The sequence below is a fragment of the Flavitalea plasmicola genome (assembly GCF_030546645.1).
Lineage (GTDB): Bacteria > Bacteroidota > Bacteroidia > Chitinophagales > Chitinophagaceae > Puia.
The window spans coordinates 596,608-614,596 of sequence record NZ_JAUOTO010000004.1; the positions used below are offsets into that span (position 1 = coordinate 596,608).

Consider the following 17,989-nt stretch of genomic DNA (forward strand, 5'->3'; position numbering starts at 1 on the left):
CACTTCCGGTTTTTTCATAGACCTAATTTTTTCATATCATGGCAGGACAATCAGTCGCCTCCCTACGACTTTAAAATGAACTTGTGATTTTTCAAGGATCAGCAGCAGATCGTTCAAAGGGATATTCTTTGTCATTTTTCCATAAAAGCGGATAGGAGAAATGTTATTCTCATACGCTACTTCAATATCATACCACCGTTCCAGCTGATTCATGACCTCCTGCAGGCTGGCATCATTGAAATTGAATATCCCATTCTTCCAGGCCACGGCTTTTTCTGTTTCCACGTCATTCTCGATCGCGAGCTTGCGCGTACTGGTCTCCAGCTGTGATTGTTGGCCCGGCCTCAGCTTAACTATTTGCTCTCCCGGCGCCATTTCGATGCCGGTGTGGAATTGAATGCTGCCTTCCAGCAGGGTGGTTTTCATGACCGGCTCGTTCCTGTATGCATTGACATTGAAATGCGTACCCAATACTTTTATACCGGCCGTTTGGTCGACCTTTACGATGAAAGGCATGGAGGGATTGCCGGCTACTTCAAAATAAGCTTCTCCTGTAAGCTCAACCGTTCTATCCTTGCCGGTGAAAATGGTAGGGTAATGAATAGCGCTTGCTGCGTTCAGCCATACTTCGGTACCGTCGGGAAGCTTAATGTGAAACTGCCGGCCTTTTGGCGTACTTAATGTATTATAGGCAATCTCGCCGGAGGTGCTTCCCGTGGTGGAGTAAGCCAGCTTTCCCTGAGAGATCACCAGATCCGCGCCGTTCTGGCTTGCTACCTTGCCGTTGCCCAGGCTGTCCAGCAGGACACTTGAACCATCGGCGAGGGTAAGGATCGCGCCATTTTTACCGGGTACAATAAGCTCATTGGTGCTATTGGTTTTTTTCACCAGCCGGGGCTGCACCGGCGAGCTGGTGTGGCGGAAATAAACGCCGGCCAGCACTATCAGAAGCACGCAGGCGGCTGCCGCAGTCCACCTTCCGATGTTGTAGGTCCTGGCTGACGAATGATCGGTTGGTCTGCCCGCGCGGAGTGCTTTATCGGCCAGGTCTTCGTAGGGCTTCAAATCGTTGTCCTTCTGCGGCGCCCGATCCAATAGGTCCATCATCACCTGTGAGAACAATGCTTCATTGCCGGATTGTTCAATAAAGTCCGATAGCTCTTCCTGTTCGGAGGTAGAAATGGCATTATTCATATATCGCTCTACCAAATAGGCCAGGCGTGACTTGATCATGGAATAGTATATAGTAAAGAGACCCTGCAAAATTGCATTAGGCCCCCATTGCCATTAAAAAAAAGGAGGAATTATTAGTGAGACAAAGATTTCCCGGCTTCCACGAGTTTGCGCCGGACGGCCCGGAGGGCCACAATGAGTGTTTTCTTAACATATTTGGAAGTCAGGCCGAGCTGTGCAGCAATCTCCGGAATTTTCAGTCCTTGTTCCCGGCTCAGCCGGTAGATATCTCTTTGCCGGGGAGAAAGCGACCTTACTGCATCATGAATGATTCCTTGGGTCTCTCTCATGGAAAATGCGTGTTCGGAGTTATTGATGATGCTGTTCAGGTCGGTGTCTGTAAGCGTTTCCAATGGTATATGCTGTAGTCCATTTTGTTTTAAGTAGCGGAAGCATTCATTGGAAAATATTTTGAAGATCCAGGCGCGGGGGTATTGGACGTTGCGTAATTTTTCGCGATGGAGCCAGAGCCTGATCAGCGTTTCCTGGATGACTTCGGCGACTACTTCTTCCGATCTTAGTAGTTTGATCCCTGTGCCTGCCAGGTAGGGGAGCAGGCGCCGGTATAATTGTTTGAATGCGATCTCGTCTCCGTCTGCAATCAGAAGAACAAGTTCTTTTTCGTCTTTTTCAATATATGGCAGCGCGCTTCTCAAAATGGGTCGAGCCTTGTCGAACCAAAAATAGACTTATTTTCAGAACTAAAAATTTTTTGCAAATTGTTTTCTGCATGGCAGGACGGTGCAGGATGGTGGACCCTGTCATAACCGATTCGAAAAGTAATTCTTCACAAAAGCGTGCTGTTGATTTTGGGTCATTTTATCGGTGTCTTTCGTTTCAAGTTTTATTTTCTCAAATTGGTGGTCGGCCCTTAAAAGATTTAATAGTTCCACCTTTGCATCCGTCGGCCCGAAGAGGATGACATCCTCGAAGTTGAGGATAAAGTTGCCCAATTGTTTGTAATACCCCGATTGCTGCTGTTGCTCCTTGTGGTGCATCCCATCCTTACTTTTTCCCAGACCGTGTTCATTTTGGCGGTGGGCAAATGGGTTAGAAATGATGTTTGTCGTGATTGGCTCTGTGGTGAATTCCATTAAATGGGCGGAGGAGTGATCCATCCAGATGCCCAGGTTTTTCGTTGTTGTTAGCATTTTTATGTTATTAATTGAACTGTGATTGGAAGGGCCTTCACCTATAGGGGCAATATCCCTGCCACAGCCTTCAATACTCAAAAAACGGTCGGTCATTGTATCGAAAGCGAACAGGGACTTGCATTGCTGAACTGTAATTGTTTGATTTTTAACCTAGTCGGTGTTTGGTTCATTTTTTGGGAAATGAATGTCAACCCATCGATCAAACTAAAATGCTTTTCAAATGCTGAAGAATGTCTTCCTGGTCACTATCCGCAATCTATGGCGGAACAAATCTTTTTCTTCCATAAATATTACCGGCCTGGCCATTGGTATGGCATCCGCTCTGCTTATCGGATTATGGGTGCAGCATGAATACAGTTTTGACCGGTGGCATGCGAAAGCCAATCGTATTTACCAATTATATACCCGGGAGGAATACAACGGCAAGCCAGAAGCGTGGCCGCGTGTGTCTTCGCTGATGGCTCCGGAATTGAAAAAGGACTTTTCTGAAATAGAGGAAGCCGTCAGGATAAGGACTGTCTTTTTCCTGACGAGCAATGGAGAGAAGCATTTCAATCTTGAGGGTGCATTTGCCGATGCCGGATTCCTGTCCGTTTTCAGCTTCCCGCTGCTGAAAGGGGATGTGCGGACGGCGCTTAGCGGGGATCAGGACATTGTGCTTACCGAGCATGTGGCAAAGTCCTTATTTGGCGACACGGACCCTATTGGCCAGACGGTACGCGTTGACAGCGCGGATAATTTCAGGGTGACCGCCGTTCTAAAGGACTTACCCGATAACACCGGGTTCAGTTTTCAGTACCTTTTACCCTGGAGCTACCTTCACCGGCTGGGATGGGATAACAATGGAGGGTCCTGGAAGAATACGGATGCCGTCACGTATACAATTCTCAAGCAGGGAACTTCCGAGGCAGCATTCGACCTGAAAGTAAAAAACATCGTTCAGCGGCAAACAACGGAGAGTAAAGGTGCGGGACGGGAAACCTTTACCCAGCCTCTTGTCCGTGCGCATTTATATTCCAAGGTTGAGAATGGCAGGCTTACGGGCGGGCTGATCTCCACGGTGAGGCTGTTTACGATCATAGCGATCTTTATTCTGCTGATAGCCTGCATTAATTTTATGAACCTCAGCACGGCCCGCAGTGCAAAGCGTGCCAGGGAAGTTGGCATACGGAAGGTAGTGGGTGCGATCCGGGGTTCGCTGGTGGCCCAGTTCATCGGGGAGAGTATGGTTCTGGCAGCATTATCCTTCGTGCTGGCTCTTTGCATAGTGGCGCTCAGTCTGAAAAGTTTCAACCAACTGATCGGCGCCGATCTGCGGATTAATTTTGAAGATGCGCGGTTTTGGGTTTTTGCAATAGGATTCGTCTTTCTCACGGGGGTAGTTGCGGGCAGCTATCCTGCATTTTATCTTTCTTCTTTCCGGCCCGTGGCGGTCCTGAAGGGGACCTTTCATAAAGTGAATGCGCTGCTGACACCGCGCAAAGTGCTGGTTGTGCTCCAATTCACATTTGCCATCATCCTTATTATCTGCACGATCATTGTCGACAGACAGATCCGGTTTGCACGGGAGAGGGACACAGGGTATAGCAAGGACAAACTGGTATATACCTTTGTACAGGGCGATGTAATAAAGCATTATGATTTGATCAAGCGGGATCTGATCAGCAGCGGGGCCGCCACCGCAGTGACCAGGCTGTTCTCTCCCATGACCAGGGTCTGGGGGGCGGCGGCGGGATTCTCCTGGCCTGGCAGTGTGGAAGCCGACAAGAAGATCAATTTTCTGCAATTCGAATCAGATGCTGACTTTATACAAACTACCGGAACCCGCCTGTTACAGGGGAGGGATATCGATCTGAAGGCCTATCCTACAGACAGCACTGCGGTGTTGTTGAATGAGTCGGCGGTGAAAACCATGCGACTCGATCATCCTGTGGGTAAGATGATCAGGAATGGTCAGGGTGTCGACTGCCATGTAGTGGGTGTCCTGAAGGATTTCATAATAGAGTCTCCTTATGAAGCCGTCGAGCCCATGATCATCCAGGGTCTTTCGACGACCTATCCAGTGCTGCATTTCAGGCTTAACCCGGAAAATCCCGTGTCGGTGGATCTTAAAAAAGCGGAAGCGGTCTTTAAACGCTACAACCCTCAATACCCCTTTGAATATTATTTCACCGATGAGGCGTATAACAAGAAGTTCAGGGCGCAGCAGCAGGAAGCCAGGCTGGGTCTGCTTTTCAGTGCGCTGACGATCTTCATTTCATGTCTGGGCCTGTTTGGACTTGCGTCTTATATGGCTGAATCCAGGAGGAGGGAGATCGGAATCCGCAAGGTCCTGGGCGCATCTGTGGCCGGCATTGCATTTTTAATGGCAAGGGATTTTGTCCGGCTGGTCGTCGTTGCGGTGATCATCGCAACACCCATTGCGTGGTATGCCATGCATTCCTGGCTGGAAGGGTTCAACTACCGCATACATATGGGGGCATGGACCTTTATCGTCGCCGGGCTGCTGGCCATCTTTATCGCCCTGGTAACCGTGGGCTACCAGGCTGTTGCGGCTGGGTTGGCCAATCCAGTCCGCAACCTTCGATCAGAATAAGCAGGCGGCATCAATGAGCGGGCGGGCTTATGACGCCCAGGTATCTTCCCATCCAGTAGGGCAGCAGCCATATATCCCCGGCGCTGTATTCCGAGGTGCCGTTGTCGCCACCATCCAAGGTGAACCGGTTGGCGTTGTGGCGTGTGATGGGCAGCTCGTCCGGAGGCAGCACCCTGGTGATCGTTTGATTGCGGAAATTGGGCGCTATGTGCACCAGGTCTTTACGATGGCTGTTGGTCACCTGCCAGTTGACGAGGTCCATGGGGTAGCGTTGCAGGTAATTGACCGCTTCCGGAAGGTCGAAGCTTTTTACGCTTGTGATGGCTGTGGCAATATTCCAGGCAGCCTCCTGTTCGGGCCGTTCAATCTGCCAGTGGTCGATGATGGCTGATTTGAACTTTGCCTTAAGGGTATCATTGAGCGCATAGCGGTACAATCCCCAATAGCCGAGGAAATACATTTCGTCATCGGAATGGTTCCATCCGTCCGAGAGGTCTTTGCTCAGCTGGTCGGCGTTGTCAGGTGCGGGACCGATGTCTTTCATTGGACGCATCAGATTATCGAGGTAACCATACTTATTCAGCAATTCGAGGGCCTTGTTCCTGTAGACCGGCTTATGTGTAAAATGCCAGGCTGTCTGCAGCATGGCGAGGATATTCGAGGAGGTGATCTTTCTGTCTCCCACCATCACCGGTCTGGCATTGACGTATGCGGGGTTCCACCTTCCCCATTTAGTGGGCTGTCCATCCCAGTCCACGAGGTAGAGGTCATGTTCGACGATGTGGCCCATGAGGGTATCCAGCAGGCGAATAGCCCTGGCTTTTATATCGGGATCGTCCACGACCTCGGCCAGGACGCCATAAACGAAAACATGCCCGATGGCCTCATCGCTGCTGGTCGTGGATTTCCAGTCCCACTGCGGGTCTGCGGCATTTCTCCACACTTGCGTATCAGCGGAGGCGTATCCTCTTCTTTCGAAAGATCTTGCCGGAAATCCGCTGACAGGCGTGAGGATGAACAATCGTTCCATCGCATCGAGCGATTCGCGGCAATTTTGAAGGGCTTCGGGCGAACGGGTGACGGCATAGCGGAAGGCTTCTGCGCCCAGGTACATGGCAGACCAGAGGCCATCATTGTCGGAGTCTTCGAGGATGCCGGTGTCGGGGTTGCCTTCTTTCATACGGGAAATTGTGGCATTGAAGCCATTGCGGATATGCCTCGTGCGCACCTGCTCTTCAAAGAACGTGGCTTTATCGTAGAGGGTCATGGGACTGGAATGTATGATGCCGAGACCCTTGTCAGTCAGCAGGAGGATGGAGCCATTTTTTCCTTTGGCAATGTCTGTGACATTGTCCGAAGGGATCCATCTTTCGGAGGAATAGTAATCGAACTGGCTGTTGCCCTGCATCATGAATGCGCCTGCTGTCGAGCCGAACCAGGTCTTGCCGTCGATGATGCGGATGACGGAGAGGTCGGTGGCGGGTAGATCCCGGCGGATGACGGGGCGGGCATTGGCTGGTGCAGGGACTTTGTCCGCGCTGAGGGTGAAGTAGCCGTCATGGGTGCCTACGATGAGCTGCCGGGCGCTGTCGAGGGCAAAGCAGGTGAAGTCATTTCCTTTATAGTGGCTGCGCAGCGTATGGTCCCGTGTCGAAAAAACGGAGAGGGAATGTTCGCCCAGGATCCAAAAGGATGAGCGGCGGTTGTCGTAGAGTATGTCGATCACTTTGTCGCCGGCATCACCCGTCCATACAGCGCTGTCGCGAAGGTATCGGAGGGATCTGCCGTCGGAGACCAGGAATGAAAATGCCGGACCGCAGCGGAACAGGGCCGCGTCGGGCAGGGCATGTTTTATGTACAGCTTTCCGGCCCAGGCATTGCTGAAGACCGCCTTGCCGTCCAAATAGACCAGCTGGCCGTCGGACACGTCGATAGATCGTATGTGTATGTCTGTTATGTATTTGTAGGATGGATCGGGTATCAGCCGTCCCGGGTGCAGCAGGGCGCCGCCGGAGGGTTTAAGGAGACCGGAAGGAGCGGCGATCTGTATGACGCCGTTGCGGTCGCAGGATATTTTCGGGGAATGGGCGTTTGGGGAAGGGGGAAAGTCAAATTTATATTTGATGCTGTATAGTTGCCGGAAAGGAAGGTCCCGATGGGAAGGCTGGCCGGGGAATGGCTTTTGTGCAGTGATTGGATTGGCCAGGATGGAGAGCGCGATGGAAAGGACCAGGTTAGCAGATCGTCTCATGCAAGGTAATATCATGGTGTCGTTGATTAGTTAATCATTTTGGGTTGACAGGTGGAAAAAAGCGGAAGCGGGTACGGGCTGCCGTTGTATGCCGGGGCCGCTGTAATAAAATTCCAGGAAGGCGCGGTCTGCCCGGCTGTCATAGTAGTCGATCCGGATGGGATGGTAACCTGCTTTCAGGTAGAGGCCGGAGGTAAAATTCGTCTCCTGGTCCAGCTCCTCCATCAGCAGGCGATGCTCTATGTGCAGCCGGAAGATATGGTCCGCATGGCCTTCAAATTTGTAATACCCGTCGGAAGGGACCTTGATGAAGCCTTCGTATATAGCTCCCCAATACTGCCTGCGATGGGGTATGAGAGACGGGGCCGGGACAGGGACCGTGCCCTGGGCTGAGAACAGGCAGTGTTGGAATTTTTCAAGGTCCTGGTCTTTGATCTGGCCGGTGAAATAGCGATAGGAGAGGCCTTGACCGGGATGGTGGAGGGCAGTGGCGGCATAGGGCTTGAGGAGGGCGAAGGTCGCGGTGTTGATGCGGCTCATGCCTGAGCGGTTGAAGGAAGCGATGTTTATGGTGGTGGTCTTGTCAAGGAGGATGGGTTTGGTATAGAGGGGGGAGGACGCGTTCGGCCGGCTGCCATCCAATGTATAACGGATGGTATCGTCCGGCAAAGCTGCGTCCAGGAATACGGACAAAGTGTCCGGGAAGACGCGGCGTTCGAGTGGGAAGACGGGAGCTGCGGGGGCGATGTTTGCGGCAGCAGTGGCGTGTCGGCTGCGATCGAGACCGAAATAATCGAAGAGCAGGCCATTCTCGTCGATGGCTTTGAACTGAAGGTTATTGCCGTTGACGGCACAGTAGCAGAAATGGTGGACGGTACGGACGGTGTTGGTAAACCAGGAGCGGGTGGGCGCGGCGATCTCGGTGTCGCCTCCCGCTCCTCCGGTGGTGACATAGATGACGCCGTCGTGGTCCACGACCTTGTTGCCGCGGATGGGCCAGGTACGTTCATAGAGATGGATATGCCCGTCGAAGACGATGTCCACGCCATATTTTTCGTAGAGGGGGACCAGTCCGCGAGCGTCTTCATCGCCCAATATGGATCGTTCCATTCCCGTGTCCCCGAAATCGTCTGCATCGGAGGAATAGGGGGGATAGTGGTGCACGACGAATTTCCAGGTGGCGGTGGACCTCGCCAGGGATTGTTCCAGCCAGTTGTACATATCCGATCCGGGGCCGATGGGTTGGTCGGTGTCTACCATGAAGAACTCGGCGTTGCCATAGCGGAAGCTATAGCGGTATGCGGGGGCGGGATTATACATATATTGGTAATACCAGGAAGCGTCGTGTTCGTGGTTGCCAAGGATGGAATAGAGGGGGATCTTCTTCATGAAGTCATAGGCGGGGGCAAAGAACTCGTCAGTCCAGTCTTTTTTAATGTAGCCGAGGTCCACGAGATCGCCTGCGTGAAGTGCGAAGTCGGGTCTTTCCCGTTCCGCGAGGCGGGTGATATTCCCCCACACCGCCGGTCGCTCCTGCGAGTCGCTGAATACGGAGAAGGCAAAGGCGGAGCTGTCGTTAACGGCTGTTCGAAATGGGTTGATCTCACTGATCAGGGTGTCGCCGCCGGGGAGGATGGAGCTGACCCGGTAGAAGTAATTGGTTTCCGGCTTCAACCCTTCAAGCTCTACGTCATGCATGAGGCGCGTACCCGGCTGCGATATTTTCTGTGTGAAGCGGACCTTGCCGCTCCTGAAGCCGGCAGGCGCATATTCCACCAGGGTAGTGGCCATCTCTGAAGTCTCCCAGCGCACCCGGATGCTGTGCTGCGTGGCGAATTGCAGGTAGGGCCTGACAACGAAGCGCATTTTTTCCTGTTGGGCGGCGCCGTTAAGGGATATAGCAAAAAGCAGGTGAGCCAGTGGCAATATTTTTCTCATCAGTTACCAGGGTTTACCGGTGCCTTGCAGGAGCCAGCATTTTGACCAGGAGCTATTGTTGCCGTCTGTACCGTTGTAAGGGGTGGTTTCCAGCTTGCTGACGGCGGCGGCGGCATTTTGCGGGTTGTTCTGCAATTCTGCATTGTCGTATACGAAACGAAGCGGGATGGCGGCCCGGAAAGAAGCCCAGCCGATGTGTAAGGAGGGCAGGCCAGTCCTTCTCCAATCCATATATGCTTCGCAGGATGCCTGCCAGGAGGCGATCCATTTCTGGCTGATGATCCTGTCCAGTGTACCATTGTATGCCACGGAGGGTTGAGCGATGTAGGCGGCATAGTCCTTGACGCAACCTGCGTAGTTGTTGACATCGGCCTGATAGGTGTCGAAGACTTTCCAGCAGTCGAAGGAAGCGCGGATACCTTCGTTATACCATTCTTCGGCGGAATGTCCGACGCTCCATCCCTTAAGAGCGGCCTCTGCCAGGTCGAAGCAGATCTCGCTGTAGGAGGCCATTCGTTGCCGCAGCAGGCTGCCGCCGGGATTATCATAGATATCCCGGCGCATGTAAGAGACATAGCTGTTGTTGGAAGTGGACTGGGTACCTACGCCGTTGATATTGTAGGCGAAGTCATTGGAGGAATAGCTGATAGGGATGCCTACATATACGGGTGAGGTGTCGAAGAAATTCCATACGTTGGCGATGGGGGTGCCATAGGGTCTGTCGGCGGCATAGGTGGAGATATCGAACTCCTTGAAATGGGCTGCGGTCGCGGCAGCGGGGTTGATATACCTGGTGCCATTCTGCAGCAAGAGGAGGGTCGTGACATCTCCCGGAGCGAATTTAGTGCCGTCCACGACGGAGGGGGTCACGATCGGTTCGGCCATAATGACGATGCGGGGATCTTTCAGTGCGTCCAATGTTTTTACCAGGGTGGCGCACATCTTATTCCTATTAAAATTAGAGTTGCCTTTGAATGCGGAGGCTTTATCATAGGAAGTGTTTTCGTCGAGGCCGGGGAATGGCATGGCCCAGTCGTCGTCGTTGCTCTGGAAGACCTTTCCTGCGAGCGCCTCTACTTCGGACTTCACATTCCGTTTGTTGGAGAGGCGGAGGTAATAGCGCAGCAGGAGGGAGTTGGCGAGCTTCGTCCATTTTTCCGGGTTGCCGCCATAGAAAACGTCGGAGGAGATGGTGACGCTGGTGATCTCGGGATGGTCGGCTGTTGTGCCCGTGAGGAAGGGGAGGGAAGCGCTGAGGTCGGCGATGACGTGGTCATAGATCTGTTCCTGTGGATCGAATACGGGGAATTGATTTTCCGCTCCGTCCGAGGCTCCTTTCAAAGCCATGGAGTCCGGCGCGTCTCCCCAGAAGTCGGCAATGACGCCATAATTAAATGCCCGCATGATGAGGCCGACGCCCTGATGAAATTTCCAACCGAAGGACTGGGCTTTTTCCAGCATGAGCTTGTTGTCTCTCAATCGTGCGTAATTATCAGTCCAGTCGACGGGATCCCAATTGTACTGGCTATAGGTGCTGCCGAAGGCGTCCTGGACGGTGTGTTGCATGGCGCCGGACATATTGCCGGACCCCAGGTTGCCGTAGTCCATTGCCGTCTTTATCAGGACATTGGCCATGAGGTAATCCGGCGCTGCGGCGGAGGGAGGAATATTGTTGGGGTCGGTGTTGAGCACAGAGAATTTCTTGCAGGAGGCGATAAGCACCAGGAGGGTGCAAAAACAGATGAATATTTTGGGAGTACTTTTCATTTCCGGGGTTTTAAAATTTTGCGCTGAGTTTGATGCCCATGGGAATGGTCCAGGGGGAGATATTATATCGTTCAATGCCCTGTCTGAACTGGGAACCATTGCCCTGGGGTCCTGCCTGGAATTGGAATGCCTGTTCGGGATCTATGCCAGCCTTGGCCTTTGTCCACAGGATGATGTTCCTGCTATAGATACCCAGGGAGAGCCCCTGCAGTTTTAAGGAACTGGCGAGGCGTTTGGGAAGCTCTGCGGAGAGAGTGATCTCTCTCAGCTTGATGTAAGAGGCGTCGAACATGCTCATCCTGGCAAAATTCCATCCAGCCGTGACGGCATCTTCATAACTATCCAGTTTGGTAAGGTTCATATCCCCCAGGTTCTCGACATATCCTCCGCTGCCATCTTCGTATACGCCGGGGAAGAAGGCGCCATCATCGATGGTGATATTACCGTTGCTGGTATAAGGGAAGCCGCCGGTCTGCGTGGTAGGTCCTCCCACGAGCCGGAACTGCTGCAGGCCCGAGAATTTGATGAAGCGGTTGGGATTGGATTTCAGGTAGGCGGGGATATCGCCTTTGTTGGCGGCGGGGATGGGGATGCCTATATTGGTCTGACGGGCCATGGCCGCATCGGATTGCATATAGCGGTAGGTCTGTGAGAAGAAGGTGCCGCCCAGCCGCATGTCAATGCTGGCTGTCAGCGTGAACATTTTATAGGAGACGGAGGTTTGTATGCCCATTAATAGTTTGGGATTGAAATTGCCGACGACCTCTTTGTGAGCGAAATCGCCATTGCCCACCTGCTGGTACTGACCGCCATTGTCGAGGAGCGGGTATCCATAGTAGGGAGAGTTCTTGTCTGTGACGGTGGCCACCCTGTTGTCCCAGAGCTGGCCTAATTTTCCGTCGCTGATCAGTGGTGATCCGTCGGCTTTGAAGGTGTTGGGGATGGGTTGTCCCTTGGCATAGGTCCATGAGCCGCTGCGGCCGTCCTGCCAGAATGAGAAGTAGGGGACGCCATTGGCGAGGGACATGATATAGGAGTTGTTTTTGGTGTAGTTGACGCTCAGGTTCCAGTTCCAGTCCTGGTTGGTGAGGATGGTGCCGCCTATCTGCAGTTCGATGCCATTGCTCCGCACCAGGCCGGCATTGATCTGGCGGCTGGAGGACCCGGACGATGGCGGGGTGCTGATGCCAAGGACCTGGTTCTTATTATCCGATTGGTAGACGGTGCCTTCGAAGCGGAGGCGGGACTTGAACAGTGCGATATCTATTCCAAGCTCTGTGGAGATGGCCTGCTCGGGCTTGAGGGTAGGGTTTTTCTGTGTGCCGGAAGTGGATTCCGTGGTGATGCCGCCGAAGCTGCCGATGCCGATGGTGCCATAGAGATTGTAAGGGTCGGTGTCTTTACCTACTTTGGCCCATCCGCCTCGTAGTTTGAACAGGTTTACCTGTTCGCCGAAGTGGAAGATCTTATTCAGCAGCAGGCTGAGAGAAGCGGAGGGATAAAAGTAGGAAAAGTTATCGGAGGGTAAGGTGCTGGACCAGTCATTCCTGCCTGTGAGGTCCAGGTAGGCCATGTCCTTGTAACCGAGCGAGGCTGTGGCATAGAGGCTGTAGATGGCCTTTTCGGAATAGTTGTTGGCAGTGCGCAGATTGCTTTGGGCGATATTGGAAAGGTTGAAAAATTCCGGGGCGACGATGCCGGCCTTGGACTGTGAATAGCTTTGGAGGGTAGAGGAGTAGACGTATTGGATATTGCCGCCGGCGGAGGCGGAGAGAGACAGATCTTTGAAGCTGTTGGTATAGGTGGCGAGAAAGTCGGTGTTGGACTCGGTGTTGTAGAGCTTCTGGATGCCGTAGAAGCCGTTGAGCTCGCCGTTGTAACTTTTGGAGATCTTGTTCTCCCTCGATTCGTGCAGGAGGTCCTGGGAATAGCGGAGGAAAGCGCTGAAATGCGGATTGAATTTGTAGTCTACTTTGACGTTGCCGAAAAGACGATGGCGAAGGAAACTATTTTTAACCTGGTTCAGCGTGAACCAGGGGTTGTTGTCGTAGTCGTCCGAGGCAGGATCGAACAAGCTGGGGTCCTGGTCGACGCCAACGGGAGGAAGCGCTTTTCGCTGCTGGATGCCCGGGGTCAGCCAATAATTTTTCATCTGCCGGATGTCGACGCTGGGGGACAGGTAGGCCACATCCCTCAGGACGCCGCCATTGTTGCCGGCGACGACATTGTCTGAGCCAGACCGCGTGTAGTTGAGGGAGGAGCTGATGGCAAAATTCCTGGCAACTTTATGTTCGATGTTCAGGGCCAGGTTATGGCGGGAAAGGCCGGTGGTAGGAATAATTCCCTTGTTGGCCGTATTGGTGTAGGACAGCCGGTAATTATCCTTATCGGTGGCATTCTCTATGGAGAGACTGTTAACCGAGGTGATGCCTGTCTGTACAAAATTCTTCAGGTTATTATGGCTGATCAATTCATGTTCTTCATAAGTGCCGTCGGGTAATAGCCGGCTGTTCCACTGGATGGCCCTGATGCCCTGGTTAAGGGGCGTGCCGAAGCGGTAGGTGTTGGTGCCTGCCAGGTCGACGATCTTGCCATTCCAGCTATTGAACCCATTGGGGGTGGTGTACGGATCGGTACCGACCGTGTAGCTTTGATTGGTGGGGAGATAATGGTAGGGTTTATCGAATTCTGTGCTGGAAGAGACAGTGATGCCCAGTCCGTTGGATCTTTTGCCGGACTTTGTCGTTATCAGGATGACCCCGTTGCCGGCTCTGGAGCCGTAGAGGGCTGCTGCGCTGGGACCTTTTAAGACGGAGACGCTCTCGATGTCATTGGGGTTAAGATCTGAAATGGCGTTGCCAAAATCCGCATCATTGTCGCTGCCCATATTGGAACCGATATTGCTTAGAGAGTTTTTTACCGGTACGCCATCGATGACGAACAGGGGTTGGTTGTCACTGTTGAGGGAACGGATGCCACGGATCACCACGCTGACGGAGGAGGTAGGGGAACTGCCGGTGGAACTGATGGTGACGCCGGAGACCTTTCCTGCCATGCTGTTGAGCGCATTGGTCTGGCTGACACGATTCATATCTTCGCCTTTGATCTCACCCACCGAGTAGCCCAGGGATCTTTTGGTCCGGGTGATGCCCAACGCTGTCACGACGACGCCGGATAATTCCTGCGCCTTGCCTGTTTCCATGATGACATTCAGCTCCTGGCGTCCATTGAGGGTTATTTCGGTACTGGCATAACCAACATAGGTAAAGACGAGGATGGCGTCCGGACCGGAGACGGCTAATTCGAAATTGCCATTCTCATTGGTATTGGTGACCCTGGTAGTTCCTTTTTGGAGGACGGTGACGCCTGCCATCGGACCGTGACTGTCGGATACTTTCCCTTTTACGATGAGGTCCAATACTGCCGCCGCCTTGTTATCCAGTGATGTTTTTTTTCCCGCGGCCCATTTTATAATATAGACATTGTTAACCTTTTCATAGGTGAGATGGGAAGGGGCGAGGACTTTTTTCAGCACGACAGCGGGGTCGGCCCGAGGGCTGTCTGCATCCGGCGGGTAGGTGATCATCACCTCCTTCAATGCATCTGTTTCATAGCTGAAATAGATCTTGTGTGTATGCTGGAACCTGGTCATGAATTTTTCCAGGGACATGGAGATGGGTTGCTTTTCTTTGAAGCTGCCGGACAGCAACAGCGTCAGGAACAGGCATAGGGGGATACTAAAGCGCTGTGTAAAGACAGACTTTTTACTCATAGCGGTTTGTTAAGGGATGTTAGTTAATTATCAACTGGTGTTGTATTAAAGTAATTTTTATCGGCAAAGTGTGTTGGAGTACGGTGACCAGGTCCTGTAGATTGGAGACGGGCATCAGGGCATCGATGCGCAGGCGCCTGCTTCCCGGGCTCCTGAACTGCACGTCGACGCCGTAGTATTCTTCGAGCAATGCGGCGATGTCTCCCAGGGGCGTCTTCCGGAAACTCCAATTGCCTTCTGTCCAGGCCGTATAGAGGCCTGCATCGATGGTGGTCCTGACGAGGGTACGGGATATCGTGTCAAGCTGTAACCGGTCGCCGGGTAACAGGTAGGCGGCGGTATTGCTGTCTTTTTGCTGAACTTTGATCCTGCCGCTGGTGAGTTCCACTGCTATTGACGCGGAGCGTGCGTTGACGTTAAGCTCAGTGCCCAATATGGCGATGGCAAGAGAGCGGGCATGGATGAGGAAAGGTTTTCGATCCTTTTTAACTTTGAAATATGCGTTGCCAGTGAGCCAGGCTTCGCGGAGATCGTGGTCGCGTGAGCTATTCCTGAATTGCAGGGTAGAGCCTGCGTTCAGGATGACAGAGGTGCTGTCTTCGAGGATGACTCTTTTCGTTTCTGACGGGCCCGTCGTGACGGTGAGGGCTGCATATTCTTGCGATGCCTCGTTCGCAGAGGGCCTGGTAGTAAAAAGAAGCCAGGCAGTTATGATGGCTGCCAGCAGGCAGGCGGCGGCGGCCCAGGGGATCCAGCGGGTGCGGCGGCGAAGAGGGATAGCTTCGTTCAGATGGGGGGTGCTTCCCAGGTTGAGGTTCCGGAACAGCTCACTCTTTATGTCTGCTTTTTCGGAGGCGCTAAGCGGGTGAATAAAGTAGTCATTGGCTGCCAGCTCCCGCACGAGTATTCTTGCTTTTTTGATTATATCCTGCCGGGAAGGGTTTAATTCAAGCCAGGATTCCCAAAAAAGGGTGTTATCGCTGTCAGGATGCAATACCCATTGCTGAAAATACTCGTCAGCCGCGAATAGTTCCTCTCCGTAAGCAGTATATAGGTCAGGATTGCGATTCATCTACCTAAAAGAGAAGGGAGGGGCTTTCCGATACTCACTGGTTCAGATAATTTTTTTTGGAACGTGGCGGCGGAGGCGCATGATGGTCCTGAAAGCGAGATTGTTGACAGACTGGTAGTTCATGCTCAGCTTGTCGGCGATCTGTTCATAGCTGAGGCCTTCATAAAAGTGTAATTTAAGAATGAGGGCCTGGCGGGTTGTGAGATTGGAGAGGGCTTCTTTCAGCCGGTGGGACTTCTCTTTGTCAGTGTCCAGGGAAATGAGGCTGTCTTCCCTGTTATGTTCGGGGCAGGGTAGTGTTTCAAATGCCGGGAGAGGGCTCACGGCTTGCCGGGATCTCAACTTTTTTACCAGGATGTTCCGGAGTACTTTCGACAGGTAGGATAGGGAATGCCTGACGTCGCCGAGGGTTTCCCTGTAATTCCAGCATTCGATGAAAACTTCCTGCAGGGCATCCTTTGCCAGGTCCCGGTCGTCGGTGATGCGCATAGCAGCCAGGAAAAGGCTATCGGCGTAGCGGTCATATAAATAACCCAGTCCTTCCGGGTCGCCCATCTTCAGGCGCGTCCAGTGAAGGTCGTCATGGTTGGTAATCTGAGCCATTGGGCCATAAAATTAGGCAAAGGAGATATGGATTGCTCCTTTATAGGAGCCTTAACCCAAAGATAATATCCCCATTTGATGCGGCAACGGCCGCGGGCTCAGAACTGGAAATAAATAAATGAACTGCTGCTTTCCTGGCTGAGGATCAGCAATATCAACATTGACGACCATAGCAGGCCGGTGAACCACCAGGGAAGACGGTTAGCGACGTCCAGTATCCGGGTGTTCCGCATTGACCAATGGGCGATGAGCATAGCCGAAATGATCACCGCTATCCTGATCATGGCCATGGTGGTGAGCAGGGGGGTACCTCCGTTAGTCATCCCGAACATGGATCCCAGCATATTGCCGGCGCCTGTAAAGCTCGGGCTGCGGAAAAAGACCCAGGTAATATTTACAAGGAAGAATGTCAACAGCGCATAGATCCACCCGGTGTTATTGCCGGGCAGTCCGACGCCAGCCATCGCCGGCCTGGTCCTGCCTTGCAGGGGGCTTTCTTCCACGCCAATGGCAGAAACGCGGCTTTTTTCTTTTCTGTCGGTGAAGAATTTTTCCACCCACAGGTAAAGGCCGTGCAGCCCGCCCCAGGCAACGAAGGTCCAGTTCGCGCCATGCCATAATCCCCCCAGCAGCATGGTCACCATGAGGTTGATATAGGTCCTGAACGTGCCTTTCCGGTTGCCTCCCAACGGTATATATAAATAATCGCGCAGCCAGGCGGACAATGTAATATGCCACCTTCGCCAGAAATCGGAAAAGCCGATGGCCGCATAAGGGAAGAGGAAATTCTGTGGCAGCACGAAGCCCAGGCACAGCGCCACCCCGATGGCGCAGGTGGAATAGCCTGCAAAGTCGAAGAAGATCTGGCCGCTGAATGCCAGGACACCCATCCAGGCATCCAGGGGTAACAGCTTACCCGGTGCGTTAAAAATGGTATCCGCGGAAGCTGACAGCATGCTGTCAGCCAGCACCACCTTCATGAACAGACCGAGCGACAGCAGAAATAAGCCATTCATCAACTGCTGCCTGGTGGCCTTCCGTGGGTTTTCAAACTGGGGCACCAGTTGAGGAGGGCGAACAATCGGGCCAGCCACCAGGTGGGGAAAGAAGGTCACGAACAGGGAGAAGTCCAGGAGCGACCGCACGGGTTCGCTCTTCTTTTTATACATGTCGATGGTATAGCAAAGGGTAGTAAAAGTGTAAAAAGATATGCCTGCGGGCAAAATGATATTTGGTTTTGCCGGATGATAATCGATGCCAAGCGCATTGATGACCGTGACAAAATTTTCCAGGAGGAAGCCTCCATATTTGAAGAAGCAGAGCATCCCGATGTTGCCGATCAGGCTGATGACCAGGAGGGCCCGCCGCTTGTGTATGTTGGTCTGCCTGTATAGCGCACTGCCTACAAAAAAATCCACTATGGTGGACAGCCAGAGCAGGAGGATAAAAGGAGGGTTCCATGCCGCGTAGAAAATATAGCTGGCCAGCAGCAAATTTATCTTTTTTACTTTCCAGGGAAAGGGGAGGCTGTGCAGGACCAGCACAATGGCAAAGAAGACGATGAATGTATAGGAGTTGAATACCATGATCGGGTTAGTTTTGC

Annotated in this window: 11 protein-coding genes; 1 reads left to right on the forward strand and 10 read right to left on the reverse strand. The window is 52.8% G+C overall.

Features of this window, described 5'->3' with window-relative positions:
* Nucleotides 1-36 precede the first annotated feature (36 nt).
* The 3 genes from Q4E93_RS16640 to Q4E93_RS16650 form a co-directional block, all read right to left on the reverse strand.
* Entirely contained in the window at nt 37-1,233 is a 1,197-nt protein-coding gene (locus Q4E93_RS16640) for a FecR family protein (RefSeq protein WP_303587081.1), read from the reverse strand.
* A gap of 74 nt (nt 1,234-1,307) precedes the next feature.
* The gene (locus Q4E93_RS16645) at nt 1,308-1,889 is read right to left on the reverse strand and encodes an RNA polymerase sigma factor (protein ID WP_303587083.1); all 582 of its coding nucleotides are present in this window, start codon (nt 1,887-1,889) and stop codon (nt 1,308-1,310) included.
* 105 nt (nt 1,890-1,994) lie between these two features.
* Nucleotides 1,995-2,480 carry a hypothetical protein gene (locus tag Q4E93_RS16650; RefSeq protein ID WP_303587085.1) on the reverse strand — a complete coding sequence of 162 codons (486 nt, stop codon included), beginning with the start codon at nt 2,478-2,480 and terminating at the stop codon, nt 1,995-1,997.
* Nucleotides 2,481-2,607: 127 nt separating this feature from the next.
* On the opposite strand from Q4E93_RS16650, the gene Q4E93_RS16655 reads away from it, so the two are divergent.
* On the forward strand, nt 2,608-4,983 hold the full coding sequence (locus tag Q4E93_RS16655) for an ABC transporter permease (RefSeq protein WP_303587087.1): 2,376 nt from the start codon (nt 2,608-2,610) through the stop codon (nt 4,981-4,983).
* 10 nt (nt 4,984-4,993) lie between these two features.
* Here Q4E93_RS16655 and Q4E93_RS16660 read toward each other — a convergent pair whose 3' ends face one another.
* From Q4E93_RS16660 to Q4E93_RS16690, 7 genes are all read right to left on the reverse strand, one after another.
* Nucleotides 4,994-7,234 carry a ligand-binding sensor domain-containing protein gene (locus Q4E93_RS16660; protein WP_303587088.1) on the reverse strand — a complete coding sequence of 747 codons (2,241 nt, stop codon included), beginning with the start codon at nt 7,232-7,234 and terminating at the stop codon, nt 4,994-4,996.
* A 30-nt stretch (nt 7,235-7,264) separates the two neighbouring features.
* A complete protein-coding gene (locus tag Q4E93_RS16665; RefSeq protein ID WP_303587089.1) occupies nt 7,265-9,172 on the reverse strand; it encodes a metallophosphoesterase in 1,908 nt (635 codons plus the stop codon).
* Between the two features lie 3 nt (nt 9,173-9,175).
* A complete protein-coding gene (locus Q4E93_RS16670) occupies nt 9,176-10,939 on the reverse strand; it encodes a SusD/RagB family nutrient-binding outer membrane lipoprotein (RefSeq protein WP_303587090.1) in 1,764 nt (587 codons plus the stop codon).
* Nucleotides 10,940-10,949: 10 nt separating this feature from the next.
* Nucleotides 10,950-14,711 (reverse strand): SusC/RagA family TonB-linked outer membrane protein, encoded by a 3,762-nt coding sequence (locus tag Q4E93_RS16675; RefSeq protein ID WP_303587091.1) that lies wholly within the window; start codon nt 14,709-14,711, stop codon nt 10,950-10,952.
* A 19-nt stretch (nt 14,712-14,730) separates the two neighbouring features.
* A complete protein-coding gene (locus tag Q4E93_RS16680) occupies nt 14,731-15,783 on the reverse strand; it encodes a FecR family protein (protein WP_303587092.1) in 1,053 nt (350 codons plus the stop codon).
* A 42-nt stretch (nt 15,784-15,825) separates the two neighbouring features.
* Nucleotides 15,826-16,386 carry an RNA polymerase sigma factor gene (locus Q4E93_RS16685; RefSeq protein WP_303587094.1) on the reverse strand — a complete coding sequence of 187 codons (561 nt, stop codon included), beginning with the start codon at nt 16,384-16,386 and terminating at the stop codon, nt 15,826-15,828.
* 98 nt (nt 16,387-16,484) lie between these two features.
* On the reverse strand, nt 16,485-17,972 hold the full coding sequence (locus Q4E93_RS16690) for an MBOAT family O-acyltransferase (protein WP_303587095.1): 1,488 nt from the start codon (nt 17,970-17,972) through the stop codon (nt 16,485-16,487).
* Nucleotides 17,973-17,989: the final 17 nt, after the last annotated feature.

What these genes read in the sequence shown, in the direction of transcription:
- Q4E93_RS16640 (WP_303587081.1), bottom strand. Translation starts at nt 1,233, where the DNA reads ATGATCAAGTCACGCCTGGCCTATTTGGTAGAGCGATATATGAATAAT.
- Q4E93_RS16650 (WP_303587085.1), bottom strand. Translation starts at nt 2,480, where the DNA reads ATGACCGACCGTTTTTTGAGTATTGAAGGCTGTGGCAGGGATATTGCC.
- Q4E93_RS16655 (WP_303587087.1), top strand. Translation starts at nt 2,608, where the DNA reads ATGCTGAAGAATGTCTTCCTGGTCACTATCCGCAATCTATGGCGGAAC.
- Q4E93_RS16660 (WP_303587088.1), bottom strand. Translation starts at nt 7,234, where the DNA reads ATGAGACGATCTGCTAACCTGGTCCTTTCCATCGCGCTCTCCATCCTG.
- Q4E93_RS16665 (WP_303587089.1), bottom strand. Translation starts at nt 9,172, where the DNA reads ATGAGAAAAATATTGCCACTGGCTCACCTGCTTTTTGCTATATCCCTT.
- Q4E93_RS16670 (WP_303587090.1), bottom strand. Translation starts at nt 10,939, where the DNA reads ATGAAAAGTACTCCCAAAATATTCATCTGTTTTTGCACCCTCCTGGTG.
- Q4E93_RS16675 (WP_303587091.1), bottom strand. Translation starts at nt 14,711, where the DNA reads ATGAGTAAAAAGTCTGTCTTTACACAGCGCTTTAGTATCCCCCTATGC.
- Q4E93_RS16680 (WP_303587092.1), bottom strand. Translation starts at nt 15,783, where the DNA reads ATGAATCGCAATCCTGACCTATATACTGCTTACGGAGAGGAACTATTC.
- Q4E93_RS16685 (WP_303587094.1), bottom strand. Translation starts at nt 16,386, where the DNA reads ATGGCTCAGATTACCAACCATGACGACCTTCACTGGACGCGCCTGAAG.
- Q4E93_RS16690 (WP_303587095.1), bottom strand. Translation starts at nt 17,972, where the DNA reads ATGGTATTCAACTCCTATACATTCATCGTCTTCTTTGCCATTGTGCTG.